The organism is Nocardioides albidus (genome assembly GCF_006335005.1).
Taxonomy (GTDB): Bacteria; Actinomycetota; Actinomycetes; order Propionibacteriales; family Nocardioidaceae; genus Nocardioides; species Nocardioides albidus.
The window spans coordinates 411,813-431,808 of record NZ_VDMP01000027.1; the positions used below are offsets into that span (position 1 = coordinate 411,813).

General features: G+C 70.4%; 20 protein-coding genes. 15 read left to right on the plus strand and 5 right to left on the minus strand.

All coding sequences use genetic code 11. From position 1 onward, the window contains the following. Positions 1-50: 50 nt before the first annotated feature. A complete protein-coding gene (locus tag FHP29_RS20335; protein WP_139624671.1) occupies positions 51-461 on the plus strand; it encodes a hypothetical protein in 411 nt (136 codons plus the stop codon). A gap of 76 nt (positions 462-537) precedes the next feature. Here FHP29_RS20335 and FHP29_RS20340 read toward each other — a convergent pair whose 3' ends face one another. Continuing rightward, entirely contained in the window at positions 538-1,332 is a 795-nt protein-coding gene (locus FHP29_RS20340) for an esterase/lipase family protein (protein ID WP_139624672.1), read from the minus strand. 133 nt (positions 1,333-1,465) lie between these two features. Between FHP29_RS20340 and FHP29_RS20345 the strand changes: the two genes are divergently transcribed. Together FHP29_RS20345 and FHP29_RS20350 are read left to right on the plus strand one after the other, a co-directional pair. Beyond that, positions 1,466-3,151 carry a PHA/PHB synthase family protein gene (locus FHP29_RS20345; protein ID WP_158296659.1) on the plus strand — a complete coding sequence of 562 codons (1,686 nt, stop codon included), beginning with the start codon at positions 1,466-1,468 and terminating at the stop codon, positions 3,149-3,151. Positions 3,152-3,281: 130 nt separating this feature from the next. Then, positions 3,282-3,587 (plus strand): hypothetical protein, encoded by a 306-nt coding sequence (locus FHP29_RS20350; protein ID WP_139624674.1) that lies wholly within the window; start codon positions 3,282-3,284, stop codon positions 3,585-3,587. Between the two features lie 72 nt (positions 3,588-3,659). Here FHP29_RS20350 and FHP29_RS20355 read toward each other — a convergent pair whose 3' ends face one another. Then, positions 3,660-4,433 (minus strand): alpha/beta fold hydrolase, encoded by a 774-nt coding sequence (locus FHP29_RS20355; protein ID WP_139624675.1) that lies wholly within the window; start codon positions 4,431-4,433, stop codon positions 3,660-3,662. 125 nt (positions 4,434-4,558) lie between these two features. Between FHP29_RS20355 and FHP29_RS20360 the strand changes: the two genes are divergently transcribed. Then, positions 4,559-5,968, plus strand: coding sequence for a WS/DGAT/MGAT family O-acyltransferase (locus FHP29_RS20360; RefSeq protein ID WP_158296660.1), 1,410 nt, complete (start codon positions 4,559-4,561; stop codon positions 5,966-5,968). A gap of 76 nt (positions 5,969-6,044) precedes the next feature. Next, complete coding sequence (locus FHP29_RS20365; protein ID WP_139624677.1) at positions 6,045-7,562, plus strand: long-chain-fatty-acid--CoA ligase; 1,518 nt, start codon at positions 6,045-6,047, stop codon at positions 7,560-7,562. 66 nt (positions 7,563-7,628) lie between these two features. On the opposite strand, the gene FHP29_RS20370 is transcribed toward FHP29_RS20365, so the two are convergent. Further along, complete coding sequence (locus tag FHP29_RS20370) at positions 7,629-8,780, minus strand: acyl-CoA dehydrogenase family protein (RefSeq protein WP_139624678.1); 1,152 nt, start codon at positions 8,778-8,780, stop codon at positions 7,629-7,631. A gap of 296 nt (positions 8,781-9,076) precedes the next feature. Between FHP29_RS20370 and FHP29_RS20375 the strand changes: the two genes are divergently transcribed. From FHP29_RS20375 to FHP29_RS20400, 6 genes are read left to right on the plus strand one after another with little or no spacing between them, the layout of a single operon-like run. Next, positions 9,077-9,580: a QsdR family transcriptional regulator gene (locus FHP29_RS20375; RefSeq protein WP_240044638.1), complete on the plus strand. Its 504-nt coding sequence runs from the start codon at positions 9,077-9,079 to the stop codon at positions 9,578-9,580. Positions 9,581-9,608: 28 nt separating this feature from the next. After that, positions 9,609-10,418: an ABC transporter ATP-binding protein gene (locus FHP29_RS20380; protein WP_139624679.1), complete on the plus strand. Its 810-nt coding sequence runs from the start codon at positions 9,609-9,611 to the stop codon at positions 10,416-10,418. After that, complete coding sequence (locus FHP29_RS20385) at positions 10,415-11,140, plus strand: ABC transporter ATP-binding protein (RefSeq protein ID WP_139624680.1); 726 nt, start codon at positions 10,415-10,417, stop codon at positions 11,138-11,140. Before FHP29_RS20380 ends, FHP29_RS20385 begins: the two co-directional genes overlap by 4 nt. A gap of 19 nt (positions 11,141-11,159) precedes the next feature. Next, positions 11,160-12,041: a branched-chain amino acid ABC transporter permease gene (locus FHP29_RS20390; protein ID WP_139624681.1), complete on the plus strand. Its 882-nt coding sequence runs from the start codon at positions 11,160-11,162 to the stop codon at positions 12,039-12,041. Next, a complete protein-coding gene (locus FHP29_RS20395; RefSeq protein WP_139624682.1) occupies positions 12,041-13,069 on the plus strand; it encodes a branched-chain amino acid ABC transporter permease in 1,029 nt (342 codons plus the stop codon). The genes FHP29_RS20390 and FHP29_RS20395 overlap by 1 nt, the downstream gene beginning before the upstream one ends. Continuing rightward, on the plus strand, positions 13,069-14,385 hold the full coding sequence (locus FHP29_RS20400) for an ABC transporter substrate-binding protein (protein WP_139624683.1): 1,317 nt from the start codon (positions 13,069-13,071) through the stop codon (positions 14,383-14,385). Before FHP29_RS20395 ends, FHP29_RS20400 begins: the two co-directional genes overlap by 1 nt. Positions 14,386-14,668: 283 nt before the next feature. Here the strand turns inward: FHP29_RS20400 and FHP29_RS20405 are convergent, their stop codons facing one another. Both FHP29_RS20405 and FHP29_RS20410 read right to left on the minus strand, forming a co-directional pair. Further along, a complete protein-coding gene (locus FHP29_RS20405) occupies positions 14,669-15,547 on the minus strand; it encodes an alpha/beta fold hydrolase (RefSeq protein ID WP_139624684.1) in 879 nt (292 codons plus the stop codon). Continuing rightward, the gene (locus FHP29_RS20410; protein WP_139624685.1) at positions 15,544-16,317 is read right to left on the minus strand and encodes an alpha/beta fold hydrolase; all 774 of its coding nucleotides are present in this window, start codon (positions 16,315-16,317) and stop codon (positions 15,544-15,546) included. The genes FHP29_RS20405 and FHP29_RS20410 overlap by 4 nt, the downstream gene beginning before the upstream one ends. A gap of 206 nt (positions 16,318-16,523) precedes the next feature. Here FHP29_RS20410 and FHP29_RS20415 point away from each other — a divergent pair, with 206 nt between their 5' ends. Genes FHP29_RS20415 through FHP29_RS20430 form a run of 4 tightly spaced genes read left to right on the plus strand, consistent with a single transcriptional unit; the run spans position 16,524 to position 19,975 of the window. Then, on the plus strand, positions 16,524-17,738 hold the full coding sequence (locus FHP29_RS20415; RefSeq protein ID WP_139624686.1) for an acetyl-CoA C-acetyltransferase: 1,215 nt from the start codon (positions 16,524-16,526) through the stop codon (positions 17,736-17,738). 13 nt (positions 17,739-17,751) lie between these two features. Then, complete coding sequence (locus FHP29_RS20420; protein WP_139624687.1) at positions 17,752-18,510, plus strand: SDR family oxidoreductase; 759 nt, start codon at positions 17,752-17,754, stop codon at positions 18,508-18,510. After that, entirely contained in the window at positions 18,507-19,310 is an 804-nt protein-coding gene (locus FHP29_RS20425) for an SDR family oxidoreductase (protein ID WP_139624688.1), read from the plus strand. Before FHP29_RS20420 ends, FHP29_RS20425 begins: the two co-directional genes overlap by 4 nt. Beyond that, positions 19,307-19,975: an HAD family hydrolase gene (locus FHP29_RS20430; RefSeq protein ID WP_139624689.1), complete on the plus strand. Its 669-nt coding sequence runs from the start codon at positions 19,307-19,309 to the stop codon at positions 19,973-19,975. Before FHP29_RS20425 ends, FHP29_RS20430 begins: the two co-directional genes overlap by 4 nt. Positions 19,976-19,996 lie beyond the last annotated feature (21 nt).

Genomic DNA, 19,996 nt, shown 5'->3' on the forward strand with positions numbered 1-19,996 from the left:
GAATCCCCCCGCTCGCCGCCACCATCCACACCACGAAGGGAAGTACCAGCATGTCCACCTACCGCGAGATCACCAACCAGGTTGCCGACCAGTGGGTCGCCGCCCTCAAGAACGCCGAGGAGACGGTCACCAAGCTGTCCCAGAACGCGCAGCGCTTCGCTGACGCGATGCCGAGCATCCCGACCCCGAGCCTCCCCGGCGCGGAGCCCTTCGCCAAGCTCAACGAGGCGCTGACCGAGCACCTCCCGAAGCCCAGCGAGATCGTCGAGGCCAACTTCGACTTCACCACGCGTCTGCTCTCCGCCCAGCGCGACCTGACCCTGCGCCTGCTCGAGGTCACCACCCCGGGTGCGAAGTCGGACGCCCCGGCCGAGGCCCCCGTCGCCGAGGCGCCCGCCGCTCCGGCCGCGCCCGTGAAGAAGACCGCCGCGAAGAAGACGACCCCGGCCAAGAAGGCCTGACCCGGTCCGTCCTCGAACCGAAGGACCGCCCCCGTTCGGGGGCGGTCCTTCGTCGTCTTTCGGGGAGCGCCGGCGCTCAGGCCGCCCGCAGCGCGGAGGGGAAGTAGCCGGCCAGCCAGGCCGGCGGCGTGAAGCGCTGCCAGTCCTCGAGCGGCGCCGCGAGCCGGTCGAGGGCCGCGTAGACGGCGGCGGGGTGCACCGCCATCCCGATGTGGCTGCTGAGCACCTCGACGTTCTCGGTGAGGTTGCTGGTCGACGCGTCCTCCGGGTAGCGGCACGCCGACCAGTGCACGATGCCGTCGCTGCGGCTGAAGACCGACGTCGAGGGGATCTCGGGGCGGGGTGCCCGCCGCCAGGTCTCGAAGTCGTAGCCCGAGAGATGGCGCCCGTAGTGCTTGGCGTACTCCGCGCCTGCGCGCGACTGGCGCAGGTCGGTCATCGTCATCGGGCTGCCGAGCGTGATCAGCCGGTCGACGGCGCCCGGGTTGCGCCGGGCGAGCTCGGCGCCGAGATAGCCGCCGAGGCTCTGTCCGATGACGCTCACCGGCTGGTCGTGCCGCTCGCGGATGGTGGTGATGAGGGCGTCGAGGCCCGCGATCGCCTGGGGCGTCGGTCCGATGTTGGTCCCGAGGCCCCATTCGTACGGCGTGTAGCCGACCTGCCGCAACAGCCCGCGCAGCGGGCGGGTGGACCAGTCGCCCGCGCTGAGGCCCGGGATCACCAGGACCGGGCGGCCGTCGCCCGAGAACTGCGTGGCGAGCCAGGCGCGCGCGCCCATGAACCAGCCGAGCTCCGCGAGCGCGCGGCTGGGCTCGGTGAGACCGAAGACCAGGGCGGGTGGCCGGGCGCTGGTGGTCGAGCTGGGCGGCATCGTTGGGTCCTCTCGCCAGGCGAACTTGACGACGACATCAGGTTCGGGTGGACCTAGACTAGCGGGCTGTGACCTGCGTCACGCGCGCATCTCGATTTCGGTCCGCGCGCCGCACAACCGAGCGAAGGTGGGCATGAGCGACGACACCCGGGTCAACAACTCTGCGGGAGCGGGATTCGAGGCGGTCGTCACGGCCGCCGCCTCCCGGGGCCTGGGCGGTCTGCTGCCTCCCGAGGAGCTGCGCACCCTCGCCCGGGCACTCGCGGGCGACCCGTCGGTGGCCCTCGATCGCCTGTCGGCGCTGATGGCCGAGCATGCCGACATCGCGAGCCGGAAGGGAGACGTGGGCGGGCTCGACGCCCGCTTCGCGGACCCGGCCTGGCATGACAACCCGCTCCTCAACATGGTCGCGCGCTCCTATGTCGCGAGCAGCGAGGCGGTGCTCGACATCCTCGACGAGGTCGATGTCGACTGGCGCACCCGTGAACGGCTGCGGATGCCGGTCGACAACCTGCTCGCCGCGCTCGCGCCGACGAACAACCCGCTGCTCAACCCGGCTGGGTGGAAGGAGGCTCTCGACACCGGCGGCGCCAGCATCCTGCGCGGCTTCGCCAACTTCGCCCGCGACATGTCCGGCCCGACCAAGCTGCCCAGCAGCGTCGACCGAGCCGACTTCGTGCTGGGGGAGACGATCGCGGCCACGCCGGGCAAGGTCGTCCGCCGCGAGCGACTCTACGAGCTGATCGAGTACCTGCCGCAGACCGAGGAGGTCGACGCCGTACCGGTGCTCCTGACCCCGTCGCCGGTCAACAAGTACTACCTCGTCGACCTCGAGCCCGAGCACTCGATCGTCGCGGCCCACCTGCGCGAGGGCCGCCGGGTGTTCGTGCCCTCCTGGGTCCAGCCCGACGCCTCGCACGCCGACGTCGGCTTCGAGGCGTACGTCGCCAGCCTGGTCGAGGCGCTCGAGAGCGTCGCCGAGATCTCCGGCTCCGAGCGGGTCCATCTGCTCGGCCTGTGCGGTGGGGGACAGGTGGCGCTGATGACGGCCGCCTATCTCGCGGCGGTGGACCGCCAGGACCTCCTCGCCACGCTGACCCTCGGCATCGCCGTGGTCGACTTCGACGAGGCGCACACGATGGCCTTCCTGGACGAGGAGACGGGCGAGCGCGCCGTGGCCCAGGCCCGCGAGCGTGGCGTGTTCAGCGCCGCCGACACGGCCCGCTCCTTCGCGATGATGCGCCCGGCCGAGGGCATCTGGAGCGGAGTCGTCAACAACTACGTCATGGGTCGCCGCCCGCCGAAGCTGGCGCTGCTCTACTGGGCCTCGGACCAGACCAACATGACGGCTCAGTTCGGCAGCGACATGATCGGCACGGCGCTGGCGAACGGGCTGACCAAGCCCGGCGGCGTGACCATCCTCGGCCAGCCTCTCGACACCCGGCAGATCACCGTCGACACCTACGTCCTGGGCGCGTCGACCGACCACATCTCCCCGTGGAAGCACTGCTTCCGCACCCTGGCCATGGTGGGTGGGGAGCGGACCTTCGTGCTGGCCGGCGGAGGCCACGCCATCGCCATCTCCCGCCCGCCCGAGCACCGGAAGTCGATGCACTGGACGGGCGAGATCACCGGCACCGACCCCGACGCCTGGCTCGAGGCCGCGGAGAAGCACGCCGGCAGCTGGTGGAGGCACTGGAGCGAGTGGATCTCGACCCGCACCCCGGACAAGGTGCCGGCGCCGACCGAGCCCGGCTCGGCGGCGTACCCGCCCCTCTGCGACGCGCCGGGGGAGTACGTCCGCGTCGTCCTCACCTGAAATTTCCCTCCGCCGGAGAATTTCTGCGCAGTCAGCCATTTTGATGCTTGACAGACCAAGCAACCATGCGTAATGCTTGGTGCACCAAGCACCGAATCCCGGTGTCAACGCAGACCGAAGGGAACGATCCATGTCCACCTACCGCGAGATCACCAACCAGGTTGCCGACCAGTGGGTCGCCGCGCTCAAGAACGCCGAGCAGGCTGTCACCAAGCTCTCGGAGAACGCCCAGCGCTTCGCCGACTCGATCCCCACCCCGGCCCTCCCGGCCACCCCCGAGCCGTTCGCGAAGCTCAACGAGGCCCTGTCCGAGCGCCTCCCCAAGCCGAGCGAGATCGTCGAGGCCAACTTCGACATGGCCACCCGCCTGCTCTCCGCGCAGCGCGACCTCACCCTGCGCCTGCTCGACCTGGGCGCCGGCTCCAAGGACGCCTGAGCCAGTACTGAGCCAGTACGACACGAGGACCGCCCCCCAGGGGGGCGGTCCTCGTGTGCGTTCGGGGACGGGTCAGGAGGCGATGGGGTGCGCCTCCGCGTACGGCGCCCAGCGGCCGGGCTCCTGCGCGAGGCGGTCCAGGACGATGCGCAGCACCTGGGGGTGGAAGCCCATGCCGCAGTGGCTCGCCGTGACCTCGACGTTCTCGGCCAGCGGGCGCTCGACGTCCACGCACGACTGCCAGGGCACGACGCCGTCGCTGCGCGAGTAGATCGACGTGGTCGGCACCGTGATCGGCGGGCGCCCCTCCTCGGGCTCGGTGTGGTCGAAGGCGTCGGTGTGCAGGCCGCGGAGGCTGTGGTAGAGATGCCCGACAGTCGTGGTCTCGGGAGCCTCCGTCGAGCGCAGCCGGTACGGCGAGCCGAGGGTGATCACCTGGCGCACCTGCTCGGGATGGCGCCGGGCCAGCTCGCGGGCGAAGATGCCGCCGAGGCTCTGCCCGATCAGGGTCACCGGCTTCCCGGAGCGCTCGTGGAGCCGCTCGAGCCGACGGATCGCGCCGCCCCACGTCTGCTCGGTCGGGCCGAGGTTGGTTCCGAGCTTCCAGCGCGCGGCGCGGTAGTTGTGCGCCTTCAGCAGGGTGCGCAGGGCGATCGTGCTCAGGTCGTCGGCGAGGAAGCCGGGCAGCACCAGCACCGTGTGCCCGTCGCCGAGTCGCAGCGGCGCCAGGGTCGGCAGGCTGGCCCACAGGGCGAGCAGATCCCCGGTGGCGCGCATCGGCTCGGTGCGCCAGAGCAACTCGTCGGGCCGACGGAAGGTGGGGGTACCGCGGTTCGTCTCAGACATGGAGAATCGCTCTCGGCAGGCGGGTGTGACCTTGCTAACATACAAACCGCGTGGTCGGAATGTCCATCTTTCCGGCCGATTCGAGCGGCCGCACAGAGCGTGCGCGCGCAGCACAGGAGGTTCATATGCGGCAGCTGAGTGGTGTCGACGCGTCGTTCCTTCACATGGAGGACTCGCGGATGACCGGTCACGTCGGGGGGTTGATCATCCTCGACCCGTCGACGGCCGAGCGCCCGGTCGACCTCGAGACGATGAAGGAGTACGTCGCCGCCCGCATCCCGGCCCTGCCCCCGTTGCGGTGGCGCCTGGCCGAGGTGCCACTCGGCATCGACCTGCCCTACTGGTACGACGATCACGACGTCGACCTCGACTTCCACGTCCGCAGCCTCGCCCTGCCCGCGCCGGGCAACCAGCAGCAGCTCATCGAGCAGGTCAGCCGCATCCATGCGCGACCGCTCGACCGCGCTCACCCCCTGTGGGAGCTCTACGTCATCGAGGGCCTCGAGGGTGGCAAGGTCGCGATCTACACCAAGCTCCACCACGCGGCGATCGACGGGAAGGCGGGCAGGATGATCCTCTCCACGCTGCTCTCGCCGGACCCGTCCTGCCCGGCTCCCCAACCGCCCGCGGAGATGCCCGCGTCGGAGACTCGGCCCTCGGAGATGGAGATGCTGACGCGCGGCTGGATGGGCCTGCTGGGCCACCCCGGCAAGAGCGTCGAGCTCATGCTCAAGGGCGCGGCGGAGTGGCAGAAGAGCATGCAGCACTTCGGCTACGCGGCTCTCGGCGAGGCGCGGACGAAGATGCTGGACAACCCGCCGGTCCCGGCCCCACGCCTGTCGTTCAACAAGTCGATGACGGCGCGGCGCAACTGGGCCTACGGCACCGTCCCGCTCAGCGACGTCAAGAAGATCAAGGAGTCGCTGGGCTGCACCATCAACGACGTCGTGATGGCGATCTGCGCCGGTGCTCTGCGCCAGTGGCTCCTCGACCACGACGAGCTGCCCGAGGCGCCGCTGCGCGCGATGGTCCCGGTCTCGATCCGGACCGCCGAGCAGGCCGACACGGCCGGCAACCAGGTCTCCGCGATGATCGCCGAGCTGCCCACGCACCTCACCGACCCGCTGGCGCGGGTAGAGGCGGTGCATGCGTCGATGAGCCGTGCCAAGGAGGACTTCGCGGCGCTGCCGGCAGCGCTGCTGCAGGAGTTCGCCCAGTTCGCGGCGCCGGCGGCGGCCGAGCTCGTCGCCCGGACCGCGGCATCGCTGCGGCTGGCCGACACCGTCGCCCTGCCGTTCAACCTCGTCATCTCCAACGTGCCCGGGCCGCGCGAGCCGCTCTACTACGCGGGTGCGCTGATGGAGGCCAACTACCCGGTGTCGATGATCAGCGACGGCATGGGCCTCAACATCACCGTGCAGAGCTACCGCGACAACATGGACTTCGGCCTGATCAGCTGCCCGGAGCTGATCCCGGATCTCGAGCGGATCATCGACTACATCGTGGCCGAGGCCGCCGCGCTCGCGGCCGTCTGACGACCCAACCGAGAACTGGTCGACGCGATGCTCGTCGACGTCCCCCGCAACAACTTCGAAGGGAAGTGAACCGGCGATGTCCTTCAATCTCGCCACCATGCTCACCCAGTCGGCGGCCGAGCACGCCGACAAGCCGTTGGTGCACTTCGGCGATCGGTCGCTGACCTACGCCGAGGTCGACGACCTGTCCGGGAGGGTCGCCGCGTCGCTGGACGCCCTCGGCTTCGAGCCGGGTGACAAGGTCGCGCTCCAGTTGCCCAACGTCCCCCAGTTCCTCCTCGCCTACTTCGGGATCCTGAAGGCGGGGATGACGGCGGTGCCGATCAACCCGCTGCTCACGGCGCCGGAGATCGCCTACCACCTGCAGGACAGCGACGCGCGGGCCCTGGTGACCTTCGAGCAGTTCGCCGAGCCGGCCCTGGCCGGGGCGAAGGACGCCGGGGGACTGCCGGTCTACGTCGTCAACCCCTCCGGCTCGCCGGTGGCGGGCGGAGCGCTCGCGTTCAGTGAGCTGCTCGAGGCCGAGAACACCGGCCTGCTGCGGGCGATGTCCCCCGACGACACCGCGGTCCTGCTCTACACGAGCGGCACCACCGGCCGGCCCAAGGGCGCCGAGCTCACCCACTTCCAGCTCTTCATGAACTGCACGACCGCGGGCGAGCTGTTCGGGGTGCGCGAGGACGACGTGTCGCTGGGCGTGCTCCCCCTCTTCCACGTCTTCGGCCTGTCCAGCGTGCTCAACATCGTCGTCCGCTTCGGCGCCACCCTGGTCCTGGTGCCGCGCTTCGACGCGGAGGCGGTGGTGAGCGCGATCGAGGAGCACGGGTGCACGATCTTCTCCGGCGTGCCGACGATGTACGTCGCGCTGCTGCACCACGACACGTCGGGCCGTGACCTGTCGTCGCTGAGGGCGGCCTGCTCGGGCGGCGCGTCGATGCCCGGTGAGGTGATCCGGGCCTTCGAGGAGAAGTTCGGCGGCGTCGTGGTGCTCGAGGGCTACGGCCTCTCCGAGTCGGCGAGCACGGCCACCTTCAACATCAGCGCCGAGCAGCGCAAGGTGCTCTCGGTCGGCAAGCCGATCTGGGGCGTCGAGATGCGGGTGGTCGGCGAGGACGGCTCCGTCCTCGGGCCGGGCGAGGACCAGGTCGGCGAGATCCAGATCCGCGGCCACAACATCATGAAGGGCTACTACAAGCGGACCGAGGCCACGGCCGAGGCGATCGTGGACGGCTGGTTCCACACCGGCGACCTCGGCTACCGCGACGATGACGGCTACTACTACATCGTCGACCGGCTCAAGGACCTCGTCATCCGCGGCGGCTACAACGTCTACCCCCGCGAGGTCGAGGAGGTGCTCTACGAGCACCCCGAGGTCGTCGAGGCGGCCGTCGTCGGCCGGCCCGACGAGCGGCTGGGCGAGGAGGTCGTCGCGTACGTCGTCCTGAGGTCCGGCGCCACCGCCGGGCCCGAGGACCTCACGGCCCACTGCAAGGAGCGGCTGGCTGCCTACAAGTACCCGCGCCAGATCCTGCTGCGCGACGACCTGCCGAAGGGCCCCAGCGGCAAGATCCTCAAGCGGGAGCTGCGGGACTGATCGACGACTGCGCCACCTCCGGGCCGGGCCCGGAGGTGGCGCAGGCTCGTCAGTCGCCGAGGAGCCTCACAGCCCCATGTCCTTGGCGATGATCGTCTTCATGATCTCGGTCGTGCCGCCGTAGATCCGGTTGACGCGGTTGTCGGCGTACAGCCGCGCGATGGGGTACTCGTTCATGTACCCGTAGCCGCCGTGCAGCTGCAGGCACCGGTCGATGACCCGGTGGGCGACCTCGGTGCAGAACACCTTGGCGGAGGCGGCATCGGCCGGCGTGAGGTCGCCGCGGTCCAGGGCCTCCAGGGCGCGGTCGACGACGGCCTCGGCGGCATCGACCTCGGCCTTGCAGGCGGCGAGCTCGAACTTGGTGTTCTGGAACGAGGCCACGGTCTTGCCGAACACGGTGCGCTGCTCGACGTACTGCTGCGCGAAGCGGATCGCCGCCTTCGCCTGGGCGTACGCCCCGTGCGCGATGCCCCAGCGCTCGGAGGGCAGGTTGCGGCCGAGATAGGAGAAGCCCTGGTTCTCCTCTCCGAGGAGGTCCTCGACCGGGACGCGGACGTCCTCGAAGACCAACTCGGCGGTGTCCTGCGTCCGCAGGCCGAGCTTGTCGAGCTTGCGGCCGACGGAGAAGCCCGGGGAGTGGGTGTCGACCGCGAGCAGCGAGAGTCCGAAGCGGCGGTCGTTCTCGGTGGCCGGGCTCGTGCGGCAGGCGACGATGACGCGGTCGGCCAGGACGCCGCCGGTGATGAAGGTCTTGGCTCCGTTGAGGACGTAGTGGTCGCCGTCGAGCTTGGCGCTCGTGCGCATCCCGGCCACGTCGGAGCCGGTGCCGGGCTCGGTCATGGCAAGGGCCCACATCTCCTCGCCGGTGACGAAGTTGGGGAGGTAGCGCTTCTTCTGCTCCTCGGTCGCCAGCATCTTGAGATAGGGCAGCGCGAGCAGGACGTGCACGCCGGATCCGCCGAGGGTGACGCCGACGCGGGCGGTCTCCTCGTACTGGATGGCGGTGAACTTGTGGGAGTCGACCCCGGCGCCGCCGTACTCCTCGGGAACGCTGATCCCGAACAGCCCCAGATCGGCCATCTGGCCGTAGAGCGAGCGGGGGACCACGCCGGCCTGGTACCACTCCTCGTAGTGGGGCAGCACCTCCGCCTCGAGGAACGCGCGCAGGGTCGCGCGGAAGCTCTCGTGGTCCTCGTCGAAGACGGTCCGTTGCATCGTTGATCCCCTCGGCTGTGGTTGAAACGGTGTTAGATCAGAAGCATGGTTGCAACAGATCGCGAAACGTTGCAAGGGTGGAGCGGAGTCGCTAGTGTGGCGCGACATGAGACCTGCGTCACAGATCACGGTCGCCGGTTCGTCGCGGGATGCCGGCCAGGGCCGTTTCGGCGAGGTGCCACACTCGGACGGCACTGAGGAGTCCCATGAGCCAGACGCCGCTGTCCCGAATGCTCAGCGAGAGCACGTCACGACCCGATGCATTGACCGCCTTTCGGGAGGCGCGTCGTGCCTTCATGGCCGGCCGCCGAATCGAGATGCAGGAGCTGGCGCAGGATCTCGGCGTCAGCCGAGCCACGCTGTTCCGCTGGGTCGGCGGCCGGGACCAGCTGCTGGCGGAGATCATCTGGTCGATGACGCTCCCGACCTTCGAGGCGGCGGTGCAGACCTCGCGCCGCAAGCGGGGTGCGAATCGGGTGGCCTCCGTGCTGGGCGACCTGGCGGCGTTCACGGTGAGCTCCGAGCCGATGATGACCTTCGTGCAGCGCGAGCCGGAGCGGGCGCTGCGCCTGCTCACGACGCAGGCCACCGACTTCCAAGCCCGGCTGCAGGCGCTCATCGAGGCGCTGTTGGCCGAGGAGATCGCCGCCGGGCGGATCGACCCGCCGCTGCCGGTCCACGACCTCGCCTATCTCACGCTGCGGATGTCCGAGGCGTTCGTCTACTCGGATGTCATCGCGGGGGAGACGCCCGACCCGGGCAAAGTGCGGCAGGCGGTGCGGGCGCTGCTTCGCGGCTGATCCCCACTACGACAGAAGGAGGACCGCGATGAGCGGCCTGGTTGTCCACGACGTGGGAGTTCGCTTCGGCGGACTCGTCGCGCTGGAGAGCGTCTCGTTCGAGGTCGCCGAGGGGACCGTCACCGGCGTGATCGGTCCCAACGGCGCCGGGAAGACGACGCTCTTCAACGTCATCAGCGGCTTCGTGAAGCCCAGCAACGGCTCGTTGACCTGGGAGGGCAAGCCCTTCCAGCCGCGTCCCGACCAACTGGTCCGGCACGGCATGACGCGCACCCTGCAGGGGGTGGGCCTGTTCACCCACCTGACCGCGGCGGAGAACGTCATGGTCGGAGCGGCGACCTCGCGCAAGGCCGGCTTCGGCTCGGCGCTGCTCGGACTGCCGCGCAGCGACCGTGACGAGCGGAGGCTGCGCACCGAGGCCATCGAGTGGCTCGAGCGGCTCGGTGCCGCCGACGTCGCCGACCGGGTCGCCGGCACGCTGGCCTACCCGGTGCAGAAGCGGGTCGCCCTGGCGCGCGCCCTGATCAGCCGGCCTCGCCTGCTGATGCTGGACGAGCCCGCGGGCGGACTGGGCGCCGAGGACCTCGGGCCGTTGGCCGAGCTGATCCGGGCTCTGCCGCGCGAGTGGGAGTCCCCGTGCTCGGTGATGCTCGTGGAGCACCACATGGATCTGGTCATGCAGGTCTGCGACAAGGTCGTGGTCCTCGACTTCGGCAAGTGCGTGGCCCAGGGCACGCCCGCCGAGGTGCAGGCGGACCCGGCGGTCGCGGCCGCCTATCTGGGTGCGGAGGTGCCGGAGGAGTCGGCCCTCACCGAGGACGAGGAGGCGACGTCATGACAGCACTGCTCGAGGTCGAGGGACTGAACTCCGGCTACGGCCGGCTCCAGGTCCTCCATGACTTCTCGGTCGCGGTGGAGCAGAGCACGATCACGGCGGTCCTCGGCGCGAACGGTGCCGGCAAGTCGACGATGCTCAAGTCGCTGTCCGGTCTGGTCCGGCCGACGTCGGGCAAGGTGGTCTTCGACGGCGAGGACATCACGAAGCTCCCCGTCGAGGCCCTGATCCAGCGCGGCTTCACCCACGTCCCTGAGGGGGGCGGGGTGATCCCCGAGTTGACGGTCGAGGAGAACCTCCGGCTGGGCGGACTGTGGCGCACCGGTCCGTCGGCCGCCAAGACCACCGCGGACGCGATCGACGAGGTCTACGACCTGTTCGAGCGGCTGCGCGAGCGCCGTACCTTCCACGGCCACCAGCTCTCCGGCGGCGAGCGGCAGATGCTGGCTCTCGGCCGGGCCTTGGTCGCCAAGCCGAAGATGGTGCTGCTCGACGAGCCCTCCCTCGGTCTCGCGCCTCCCATCGTGGCCCGGATCATGGCGCTGCTGCGCGACCTGCGCGACCAACAGGGTCTGACCGTGCTGCTCGTCGAGCAGAACGTCGGCAGCGCCCTGGGCATCGCCGACGAGGGCGTGGTCATCTCGGTCGGCAAGGTCGTGACCCGTGGTCCCGCCGCCGACCTGCAGTCCGACGTCAAGCTCCGACACGCCTACCTGGGCTTCTAGGAAGCGAGGAATCGATAAGATGGAACGCTTCATCCTCTTCACCGTCAACGGCTTCGCCTTCGGGGCGATCTACGCCTCGGTCGCGCTCGCCCTGGTCATCATCTGGCGCGCCACCCGAGTGCTGAACTTCGCCCAGGGAGCGCAGGCCGTCGCGTCGGCGTACGTCGCCTGGTCCGTCACCGACGCCACCGGGTCGTTCTGGCTGGGTGTGCTCGCCGCGCTGGTGAGCGGCCTCGTGATCGGTGCGCTCGTGCAGCTCACGGTGTTCCGAAAAGCCGAGTCCATGCCACACCTCAACGCGGTGATCGTGGGCGTCGGACTGCTCATCCTGATCCAGGCGGTGCTGGGCATGGCCTACTCGGTCGAGACCACCCGCACCATCGATGCCGCCTTCAGCTCCTCGAAGTGGCAGGTCGCCGGGACGCCGCTCGTCTCGCCCCAGGACGTGTTCGTCCTCGGCTCCGTGCTGCTCGTGATGGCCGGCATCGGCTATCTGATGGCCAAGACCCCGGTGGGACTGCGGATGCGAGCGGCTGCGTTCGCGCCCGACACCGCACGGCTGATGGGCGTCAAGGTGTCCCGGATGCTCACCCTCGGCTGGGCGGTGGCGGGACTGGCCGGAGCGGTGGCGGCGATCCTCGTCGTCCCGACGTCGGCCGAGCTGACCCCGCAGGTGATGGACGGCGTCTTCGTCCTCGGCTTCACCGCCGCGGTCGTCGGCGGCCTGGACAGCCTGGTGGGCGCGGTCGTCGGTGGCCTCGGGGTCGGCCTGGTGCTGTCCTACACGAGTGGCTACCTGAGCTCCGACCTGCTCTATCCCGCCGCGCTGGTGCTGCTGATCGTGATCTTGTTGGTCAAGCCGGAGGGCCTCTTCAGTGCGGCTCAGGCGAGGAGGGTCTGATGAACGTCCTGCGAAGCTCGACCCTGCTGCGCAATCTCGCGGCGACCGCCATCTTCCTGGTGATCGGATTCCTCGCTGTCTACTCGGTCGACGAGTACACCGCTGGGACGGTCGCGAAGCTGGCCCTCTACATCTGCGCCGCGCTGGGCCTGACCGTCCTGGTCGGCGGCAACGGTCAGATCTCGCTGGGCCACGCCGCCCTGATGGCGATCGGCGCCTACACGATGGCGAAGTTCCTGCCCTCGCGCACCGACGACTTCGGGCAGGTCTCGATCGGCGTGATCGTGGTGGGCCTGATCCTGGCCATCGCGGTCACGACCCTGGTCGGGGCGGTGATCGGTGTGGCCGCCGCGCGGCTGCGCGGTCCCTACCTCGCCGGTGCCACACTCGCGCTCGGCGTCGCCGTGCCCGGCGTGACGACGTACTTCCACGACACGTTCAACGGCGAGCAGGGCCTGCCGATCCCGGTCCCGCGTCTGCCCGCGTCGCTCGAGAGCGCCGGATGGACCATCGGCCACGTTGTCGCCCTGATCGCGATCGCCTGCGCGGCCGTCGCGCTGCTGCTCATGGCCAACCTCAAGCGCTCGGCCGTCGGCCGGCACCTCGCGGCGGTGCGCGATCACGAGATCTCCGCCCAGCTGTGCGGGCTGTCCGTGCCTCGCGAGCAGGTCCGCGCCTTCGCATTCAGCGCGGCCACGGCGGGCGTCGGCGGCGGCCTGCTCGGCCTGGTGATCCAGGGCGCCAACCCGCACTCGTTCGGCCTGGTGCTGTCCCTCAGCGTCCTCGGGGCCGTGGTGATCGGCGGTCTGGGCAGCCTGCGGGGCGCCATCTGGGGCAGCATCGTGGTCGTCTACCTCGACCTGATCCTCAAGGACGAGCTCAAGGTGGACCCCAACGCGCCCGCCGCGGCGTACGGTCTACTCCTCATTGTCGTGATGCTCGCCATGCCCGGTGGCATCCAGGGTCTGCTGACCCGCCTCGGCGGGCGGCTGCCCCGTCGTTCCGCTCAACCGCAAGGAGGCAACTGATGAAGACAACCATCGGGACGGGTCGCGTGGCGCGACCCGGACGACGAACGGCGCTCGCCACGGCGACGCTGTCCCTCGCCCTGGTGGCTGCCGCTTGTGGCGGCCCCGGCGGCAGCGGCGGGGGAGGGGGCGGCGGCTCCGTCCCCGGTGTCACGGACGACACGATCAAGATCGGCACCACGCAGCCGCTGACCGGGCCGGCGGCGCCGGGCTACTCCCGGATCAGCAAGGCGATGGACGCCTACTTCAAGCACGTGAACGCCGAGGGCGGCATCCACGGCCGCAAGGTCGAGCTGCTCATCGAGGACGACGGCTACAACCCGACCACCACCGCGGAGAAGACCCGCAAGCTCGTCCAGCAGGACAAGGTCTTCGCGATGGCCGGTGCCCTCGGAACCCCGACGCACACGGCGGTGCTGGACTTCCTCCGGCAGAGCAAGGTGCCGGACCTGATGGTCTCCTCGGGCAGCCTCTCGTGGAACCAGGCGGAGAAGTACCCCAACACCTTCGGCTGGCAGACGGACTACTTCCGTGAGGGCAAGATCCTCGCCGACTACGCGAAGAAGAACGTCGACGGCAAGACGTACTGCTCGTTCGGTCAGGGTGACGACCTCGGTGCCGACGGCGTCAAGGGCGTCGAGCAGATCCTCGGCGGCGACGCGCTCAAGGCGAAGGAGAGCTACTCGCCCTCCAACACCAACGTCGCTCCGCAGATCGGCAAGCTCCAGGCCGCCAAGTGCGACGTGGTCTTCGGGTTCATGATCCCGGGCTTCACCGCCCTCGCGCTGGGCACCTCCGCCCAGCTGGACTACCACCCGCAGTGGGTGATCTCGTCCGTCGGAGCCGACCCGCTCTCCCTCAAGGCCTACCTGAAGGAGAACGCCGAGGCGCTCACCCAGGGTGTCATCGCGGCCAACTATCTCCCCGTCGTCGGGACCGACGACCCGTGGGCGAAGATGTTCACCGACATCCACAAGGAGTACAACGACGGCGCGGAGCTCGACTACACCACGCTGCACGGCTACTGCATGGCCTACGCGATCGCCCAGGCGCTCGCCGCGGCCGGTGAGGACCCGACCCGGGAGAGCCTGGTGAAGGCGATCCAGGAGGGCAAGGTGAGCGCCGGGCCGTCCCCGACGCCCTACGCCTACTCGGAGGACGACCACTCGGGCATGACCGGCTCCTACATCTCGACGATCGACAAGCTGCAGGTCAAGCCGCTGACCAAGCCGCTCGTCACCGACGACGCCGACGGCGCGGTCGAGGAGTACGACGGCGAGGCGGAGGAGCCGCCGTCCAACGGCGTCCCGGAGTGATCCGCTAGTCGCACGACAGTCGAAGCACACAGTGCCCCCGGCCGACCGGCCGGGGGCACTCGTGCGTCCGGCTTCGGGATCGCCGGTGGTTGTCGCCGGTGTTTGAGGTGCGCGGCCGCCTGCGGCCGAGCCTCGACCCTCTGGCCGTGCCCAAGGCGTCGGTGGGTTTCGAGGCTCCTCGCTGCGCTCGTCGCGCCTCGACCACCGAGGGGCTCGACCACCGGGCCGACAAAACGACCAGTGCCCCCGGCGGAATCCGCCGGGGGCACTGGTCGCGTTCGAGTCAGTCGGCCGCGCGGGCGTGGGCCACGATCTCCTTGACGATCTCGGGCCACAGGGCCAGGGGCAGGTCATGGCCCATCCCCGGGAAGGTCACCAGGCGCGAGCCCGGCACGGCCTCGGCGGTGGCCCGCCCGCCCTCCGGCTGCACCAGCGGGTCGTCCTCGCCGTGCAGGACGAGGGTGGGGACGCGCAGGTCGTGCAGGCGCTCGGTGCGGTCCCCGGAGACGTGGATGGCCGCGAGCTGGCGCATGGGGCCGGCCGGGTCGTTCGACCTGCGGAAGGACTCGCGGGCCCGAGCCGTCAGTCCCGCTTCGTCGAGCGGGTAGCCGGGGGAGCCGATCACCCGGTAGACGGCCACCGCACGCTCGCCCGCCTCCTCCTCCGTCGTGGCCGGCGGGGACAGCAGGGCTGCCGCGGCCTCCGGCTTCGGGGCGCCGATCCGGGGACCGGGCGTCGAGAAGATCGAGGTCAGCGAGAGCACCCGCTGCGGGTGACGCAGCGCGACCTCCTGGGCGATCATGCCGCCCATCGAGGCGCCCACCACGTGCACCCGGGCGATGCCGAGGGCGTCGACGAGGGCCATCGTGTCATCGGCCATGTCGGCCAGCAGGTACGGCGCCTCCTCGATCAGTCCGCCGCTCATCAGGGGCGTCAGGTCGGGCATGCCGGCCTCGTCGAAATGGGTCGACAGGCCGATGTCCCGGTTGTCGAAGCGGACGACCTGGAAGCCCTCGTCGGCGATCATCGCGCAGAAGTCGTCGTGCCAGGCGATCATCTGGGTCGCCAGACCCATCACCAGGACGACAGTCGGGTCCAGGGGCGAGCCGAAACGCTCGAAGGCGATCTCGACGTCCCCGCACTGCGCTCGCTCGATGCTCATCGGGCCCCCGATCCGAGCGCGGCGGTGGAGTCGGCGTACGGCTGCCAGGCGCCGACCGGCTGGGCGAGCCGGTCGAGCACGATCCGGGCGACCTCCGGGTGGGTCCCCATTCCGAGGTGGCTGGCCGAGACCTGGACGTTCTCCCGCAGCGGGCCCTCGAGGTCGAGGCAGGCCGCCCACGGCACCACGCCGTCGAGCCGGGAGTAGACGGAGGTCGCGGGCATGGTCAGCGGCGTGCGCTCCTCCTCCGAACGGGGGCCGTCGAACAGCGGGACGTGCCAGGGGCGGAACAGGTGGAACGCCTTGCTGGCGTGGCTGGCGTTCACGCTGCTGTCGACGGAGAGGCGCAGCGGGCTGCCGAGGGTGATCACGGAGCGCACGTGCTCCGGCGCCAGACGCGCGAGCTCGCGGGCGAGGAGCCCGCCGAGGCTCCACCCGATGATGCTCACCGGCGCGCCGTCACGGTCGTGCAGGTCGCGGAGCCGGTCGACCATGCCCTCGTGGATGCGTCGGGTCGGTCCGATGTTGAGGCCGAGCCGCCACGCGTGGGCCTGGAAGCCGCGCGCCTGCAGGAGTCGGCGCAGCGGCCGGGTGCTCTGGTCGTCGGCGAGGAGGCCGGGCAGTACGAGCACGTGGTGCCCGTCGCCCTGGGGGCCGGCCGCCAGCGCCGGAAGGGCGGCGGCGAAGAGATGGGCCTCGACGTTCGCGCGCACGGCCTCGGTCCACAACAGGGCGCGGCTCGGGGCGCGGTACTCGATGTTCTCACTCACGGTGAGTCCTCGTTTCTGCTCGGAGACACCCAAAGGCAGGCATCGCTGTGACGGAGGTTACAAACCACTGGGTCGGAATGTCTACGCTTGAAGTTCGCCCAGTACCTCGCCAGCTCCATGGCAAACCGTTGACGTTGCGTGGTCCCTCGGGCAGAGTAGGGCGCAATCAGTCCTAAGCAACCGCTTAGTTGGAAAGAGGAGGCATCATGCCGGAAGCCGTCATCGTGTCCGTGGCCCGTTCGCCGATCGGCCGCGCGGGCAAGGGCTCCCTGAAGGACATGCGTCCCGACGAGCTGGCCGCCCAGATGGTGCGGGCGGCGCTGGCGAAGGTCCCCGAGCTGGACGCCGCCGAGATCGGCGACCTGATCCTGGGCGTCGGTCAGCCTGCCGGTGAGTCCGGCAACAACCTGGCGCGCGCGGTGGCCGTGCTGACCGGCATGGACCACGTCCCCGGTGTCACGGTCAACCGCTACTGCTCGTCGTCGCTGCAGACCACGCGGATGGCGTTCCACGCGATCAAGGCCGGCGAGGGTGACGTGTTCATCTCGGCCGGGGTGGAGACGGTCAGCCGCTTCGCCAACGGGTTCGCCGACAACCCCGAGGGTCAGAACCCGGTGTTCGGGGACGCCCAGGCCGTCACCGCGCGGCTCGCTTCGGGCGACGGTGTCTGGCGTGACCCGCGCGAGGACGGCAACCTGCCCGACCTCTACATCGCCATGGGTCAGACGGCCGAGAACGTCCAGCAGGTGCTCGGCATGTCGCGCCAGGAGCAGGACGAGTTCGCGGTGCGCAGTCAGAACCTCACCGAGCAGCGCATCGGCGAGGGCTTCTGGGCCCGCGAGATCACCCCGGTGACCCTTGCCGATGGCAGCACGGTGACCGCGGACGACGGTCCGCGGCCGGGTACGACGCTCGAGGCGGTCAGCCAGCTCAAGCCGGTCTTCCGTCCCGACGGCACGGTCACTGCCGGCAACGCGTGCCCGCTCAATGACGGCGCCGCGGCGCTCGTGATCATGTCCGACACCCGCGCCAAGGAGCTCGGCCTCACCCCGCTGGCCCGCATCGTGTCCACTGCGGTGACCGGTCTCTCGCCGGAGATCATGGGTCTCGGCCCGGTCCAGGCGATCCCGGCGGCGCTCAAGAACGCCGGGATGGGTCTCGACGACATCGACCTGTTCGAGATCAACGAGGCGTTCGCGGTCCAGGCGCTCGGCTCGGCCCAGCAGGTCGGCATCCCGATCGACAAGCTCAACGTCAACGGCGGCGCGATCGCGGTGGGCCACCCGTTCGGCATGACCGGCGCGCGGATCACCGCGACCCTGATCAACTCGCTGCAGTGGCACGACAAGCAGTTCGGTGTCGAGTCGATGTGCGTGGGCGGTGGCCAGGGCATGGCCATGGTCCTCGAGCGGCTGAGCTGAGCGGGTGGGCGACATGAGCAGGCGATTCGAGGGCAAGACCGCGATCGTCACCGGAGCCAGTCGGGGGATCGGCCTCGGCATCGCCGAGCGTCTCGTCGCCGACGGCGCCCGGGTCGTGATCACGGCCCGCAAGCCCGAGGCCCTCGAGGAGGCCGTCGCCCGGCTGGGCGGGCCCGACGTCGCGATCGCCGTCGCCGGCAAGGCCGACGACCTCGCCCACCAGGACGACGCCGTCGCTCAGGCGATGGACAGGTTCGGCAGCGTCGACCTGCTGGTCAACAACACCGGCATCAACCCGGCGTACGGGCCCGTCATGGACCTCGACCTGGGCCTGGCCCGCAAGGTCGTCGAGGTCAACTGCATCGCCGCTCTGTCGTGGACCCAGAAGGTCTACCGGGCGTGGATGAAGGACAACGGCGGCGCGGTCGTCAACGTCTCGTCGGTCTCCGCGATCCGGCCCGCGCCGGGCATCGGCTTCTACGGCGCCAGCAAGGCCATGCTGACCTCGCTGACCGAGCTGATGGCCGTCGAGATGGCACCCTCGATCCGGGTCAACGCGGTCGCCCCCGCCGTCGTGAAGACGAAGTTCGCCAGCGCCCTCTACGAAGGCCGCGAGGAGCAGGTCGTCGCCGGCTACCCGCTCGGCCGCCTCGGCGTGCCGGCCGACGTCGCGGACACGGTCTCCTTCCTCCTCTCTCCGGAGGCGTCGTGGATCACCGGCCAGATGGTCGTGATGGACGGCGGCGCGACGCTGTCGGGCAGCAGCGAGTGAACGCGTCGCCCCAGTCGGCGGTCGCGGGCCAGGGCATCGTCGTCACCGGCGCCGCCCGCGGGATCGGCCGGGCCCTCGCGGCCCGGCTGGTCGCCGAGGGCGCCCGGGTGGTCATCAACGACCTCGACCCGGCCTCCACCGAGGCGACGGCCGCCGAGATCGGCGCACATGCCGTCCCCGGCGACGGCGCCTCCGAGGAGGGCGTCGCCGCCCTCGTGGCGGCGGCGGGCGAGCACCTCGGCACCATCGACGCGTGGTTCGCCAACGCCGGCGTGGTCCGCGGGACGGATCTCGAGGCCAGCGAGGAGGAGTGGGCGACCAGCTGGGAGGTCAACACCATGGCCCACGTCCGGGCCGCCCGGCTGCTCGTGCCCGGCTGGCTCGAGCGCGGGCGCGGACGCTTCGTCGTCACCGCCTCGGCGGCCGGCCTGCTGACCGCACTGGGCACGGCGACCTACTCGGTCACCAAGCACGGCGCCGTCGCGTTCGCCGAGTGGCTGTCCGCGACCTACCGGCACCGCGGCCTGGTCGTGCAGGCGATCTGCCCGCAGGGCGTGCAGACCGACATGCTCGCCCGGGACGGCGCGATGCGCGACATCCTGGTCAGCGACGGCGCGCTCACGCCCGACGACGTCGCCGAGGCGATGTGGCAGGGCCTCCAGGACGACCGGTTCCTGATCCTGCCGCACCCGCAGGTCGCCGACTACTACCGCAGCCGCGCTCAGGACACCGACCGCTGGCTGGGCGGCATGAACCGGCTGCAGCGCCTCATCGAGAGCGACGCCGGAGGGCCTGGATGAGCGAGAACCTCGTCGATGCCGTCCTGTTCGACTACGGCGGCGTCCTCACCAACCCGCTGCGCGAGGTCGTCCGGGACTGGCATGCCGCCGACGGGATCGAGCCCGAGTCGTTCACGGCGGTGCTGCGGCAATGGCTCTCCCGCACCGTGCGGTGGGCCACGCCCATCCACCGGCTCGAGACCGGCGAGCTCGCGGCCGAGGAGTTCGAGCACCTGCTCGCCGCGGAGCTCCGCACGCTCGACGGTACGCCGGTCGAGCCCGCGGGACTGCTCTCCCGGATGTTCGCGCAGATGAGTCCCGACGACACCATGTTCGAGCTCGCCGCAGGCCTCAAGCGGTGCGGCGTCCGCGTCGGACTGCTCTCCAACAGCTGGGCGCACACCTATCCGCGCGAGCGGATCGACGCGCTCTTCGACCCTGTCGTCATCTCCGGCGAGATCGGCCTGCGCAAGCCGCAGGCGCAGATCTACCAGCACGCCGTGGACCGGATGGGGGTTCCGGCCCGGCGCACGCTGTTCGTCGACGACGCCGAGATCAACATCATCGGCGCGCGGGCCTCGGGCCTGCGCGGCCTGCAGCACCTCAACCCCCGTTGCACCCGCGCCGCGCTGTCGGCGCTGGTGCCGGACCTGTCCGCGGCCCTCCAGGTCGCGACGGCATCTTGACCCGTCGTACGAATTCGAAAG

Coding starts and splice junctions, on each gene's coding strand:
- FHP29_RS20335 (WP_139624671.1), top strand. CDS start 51: ATGTCCACCTACCGCGAGATCACCAACCAGGTTGCCGACCAGTGGGTC.
- FHP29_RS20340 (WP_139624672.1), bottom strand. CDS start 1,332: ATGCCGCCCAGCTCGACCACCAGCGCCCGGCCACCCGCCCTGGTCTTC.
- FHP29_RS20345 (WP_158296659.1), top strand. CDS start 1,466: ATGAGCGACGACACCCGGGTCAACAACTCTGCGGGAGCGGGATTCGAG.
- FHP29_RS20350 (WP_139624674.1), top strand. CDS start 3,282: ATGTCCACCTACCGCGAGATCACCAACCAGGTTGCCGACCAGTGGGTC.
- FHP29_RS20355 (WP_139624675.1), bottom strand. CDS start 4,433: ATGTCTGAGACGAACCGCGGTACCCCCACCTTCCGTCGGCCCGACGAG.
- FHP29_RS20360 (WP_158296660.1), top strand. CDS start 4,559: ATGCGGCAGCTGAGTGGTGTCGACGCGTCGTTCCTTCACATGGAGGAC.
- FHP29_RS20365 (WP_139624677.1), top strand. CDS start 6,045: ATGTCCTTCAATCTCGCCACCATGCTCACCCAGTCGGCGGCCGAGCAC.
- FHP29_RS20370 (WP_139624678.1), bottom strand. CDS start 8,780: ATGCAACGGACCGTCTTCGACGAGGACCACGAGAGCTTCCGCGCGACC.
- FHP29_RS20375 (WP_240044638.1), top strand. CDS start 9,077: ATGGCCGGCCGCCGAATCGAGATGCAGGAGCTGGCGCAGGATCTCGGC.
- FHP29_RS20380 (WP_139624679.1), top strand. CDS start 9,609: ATGAGCGGCCTGGTTGTCCACGACGTGGGAGTTCGCTTCGGCGGACTC.
- FHP29_RS20385 (WP_139624680.1), top strand. CDS start 10,415: ATGACAGCACTGCTCGAGGTCGAGGGACTGAACTCCGGCTACGGCCGG.
- FHP29_RS20390 (WP_139624681.1), top strand. CDS start 11,160: ATGGAACGCTTCATCCTCTTCACCGTCAACGGCTTCGCCTTCGGGGCG.
- FHP29_RS20395 (WP_139624682.1), top strand. CDS start 12,041: ATGAACGTCCTGCGAAGCTCGACCCTGCTGCGCAATCTCGCGGCGACC.
- FHP29_RS20400 (WP_139624683.1), top strand. CDS start 13,069: ATGAAGACAACCATCGGGACGGGTCGCGTGGCGCGACCCGGACGACGA.
- FHP29_RS20405 (WP_139624684.1), bottom strand. CDS start 15,547: ATGAGCATCGAGCGAGCGCAGTGCGGGGACGTCGAGATCGCCTTCGAG.
- FHP29_RS20415 (WP_139624686.1), top strand. CDS start 16,524: ATGCCGGAAGCCGTCATCGTGTCCGTGGCCCGTTCGCCGATCGGCCGC.
- FHP29_RS20420 (WP_139624687.1), top strand. CDS start 17,752: ATGAGCAGGCGATTCGAGGGCAAGACCGCGATCGTCACCGGAGCCAGT.
- FHP29_RS20430 (WP_139624689.1), top strand. CDS start 19,307: ATGAGCGAGAACCTCGTCGATGCCGTCCTGTTCGACTACGGCGGCGTC.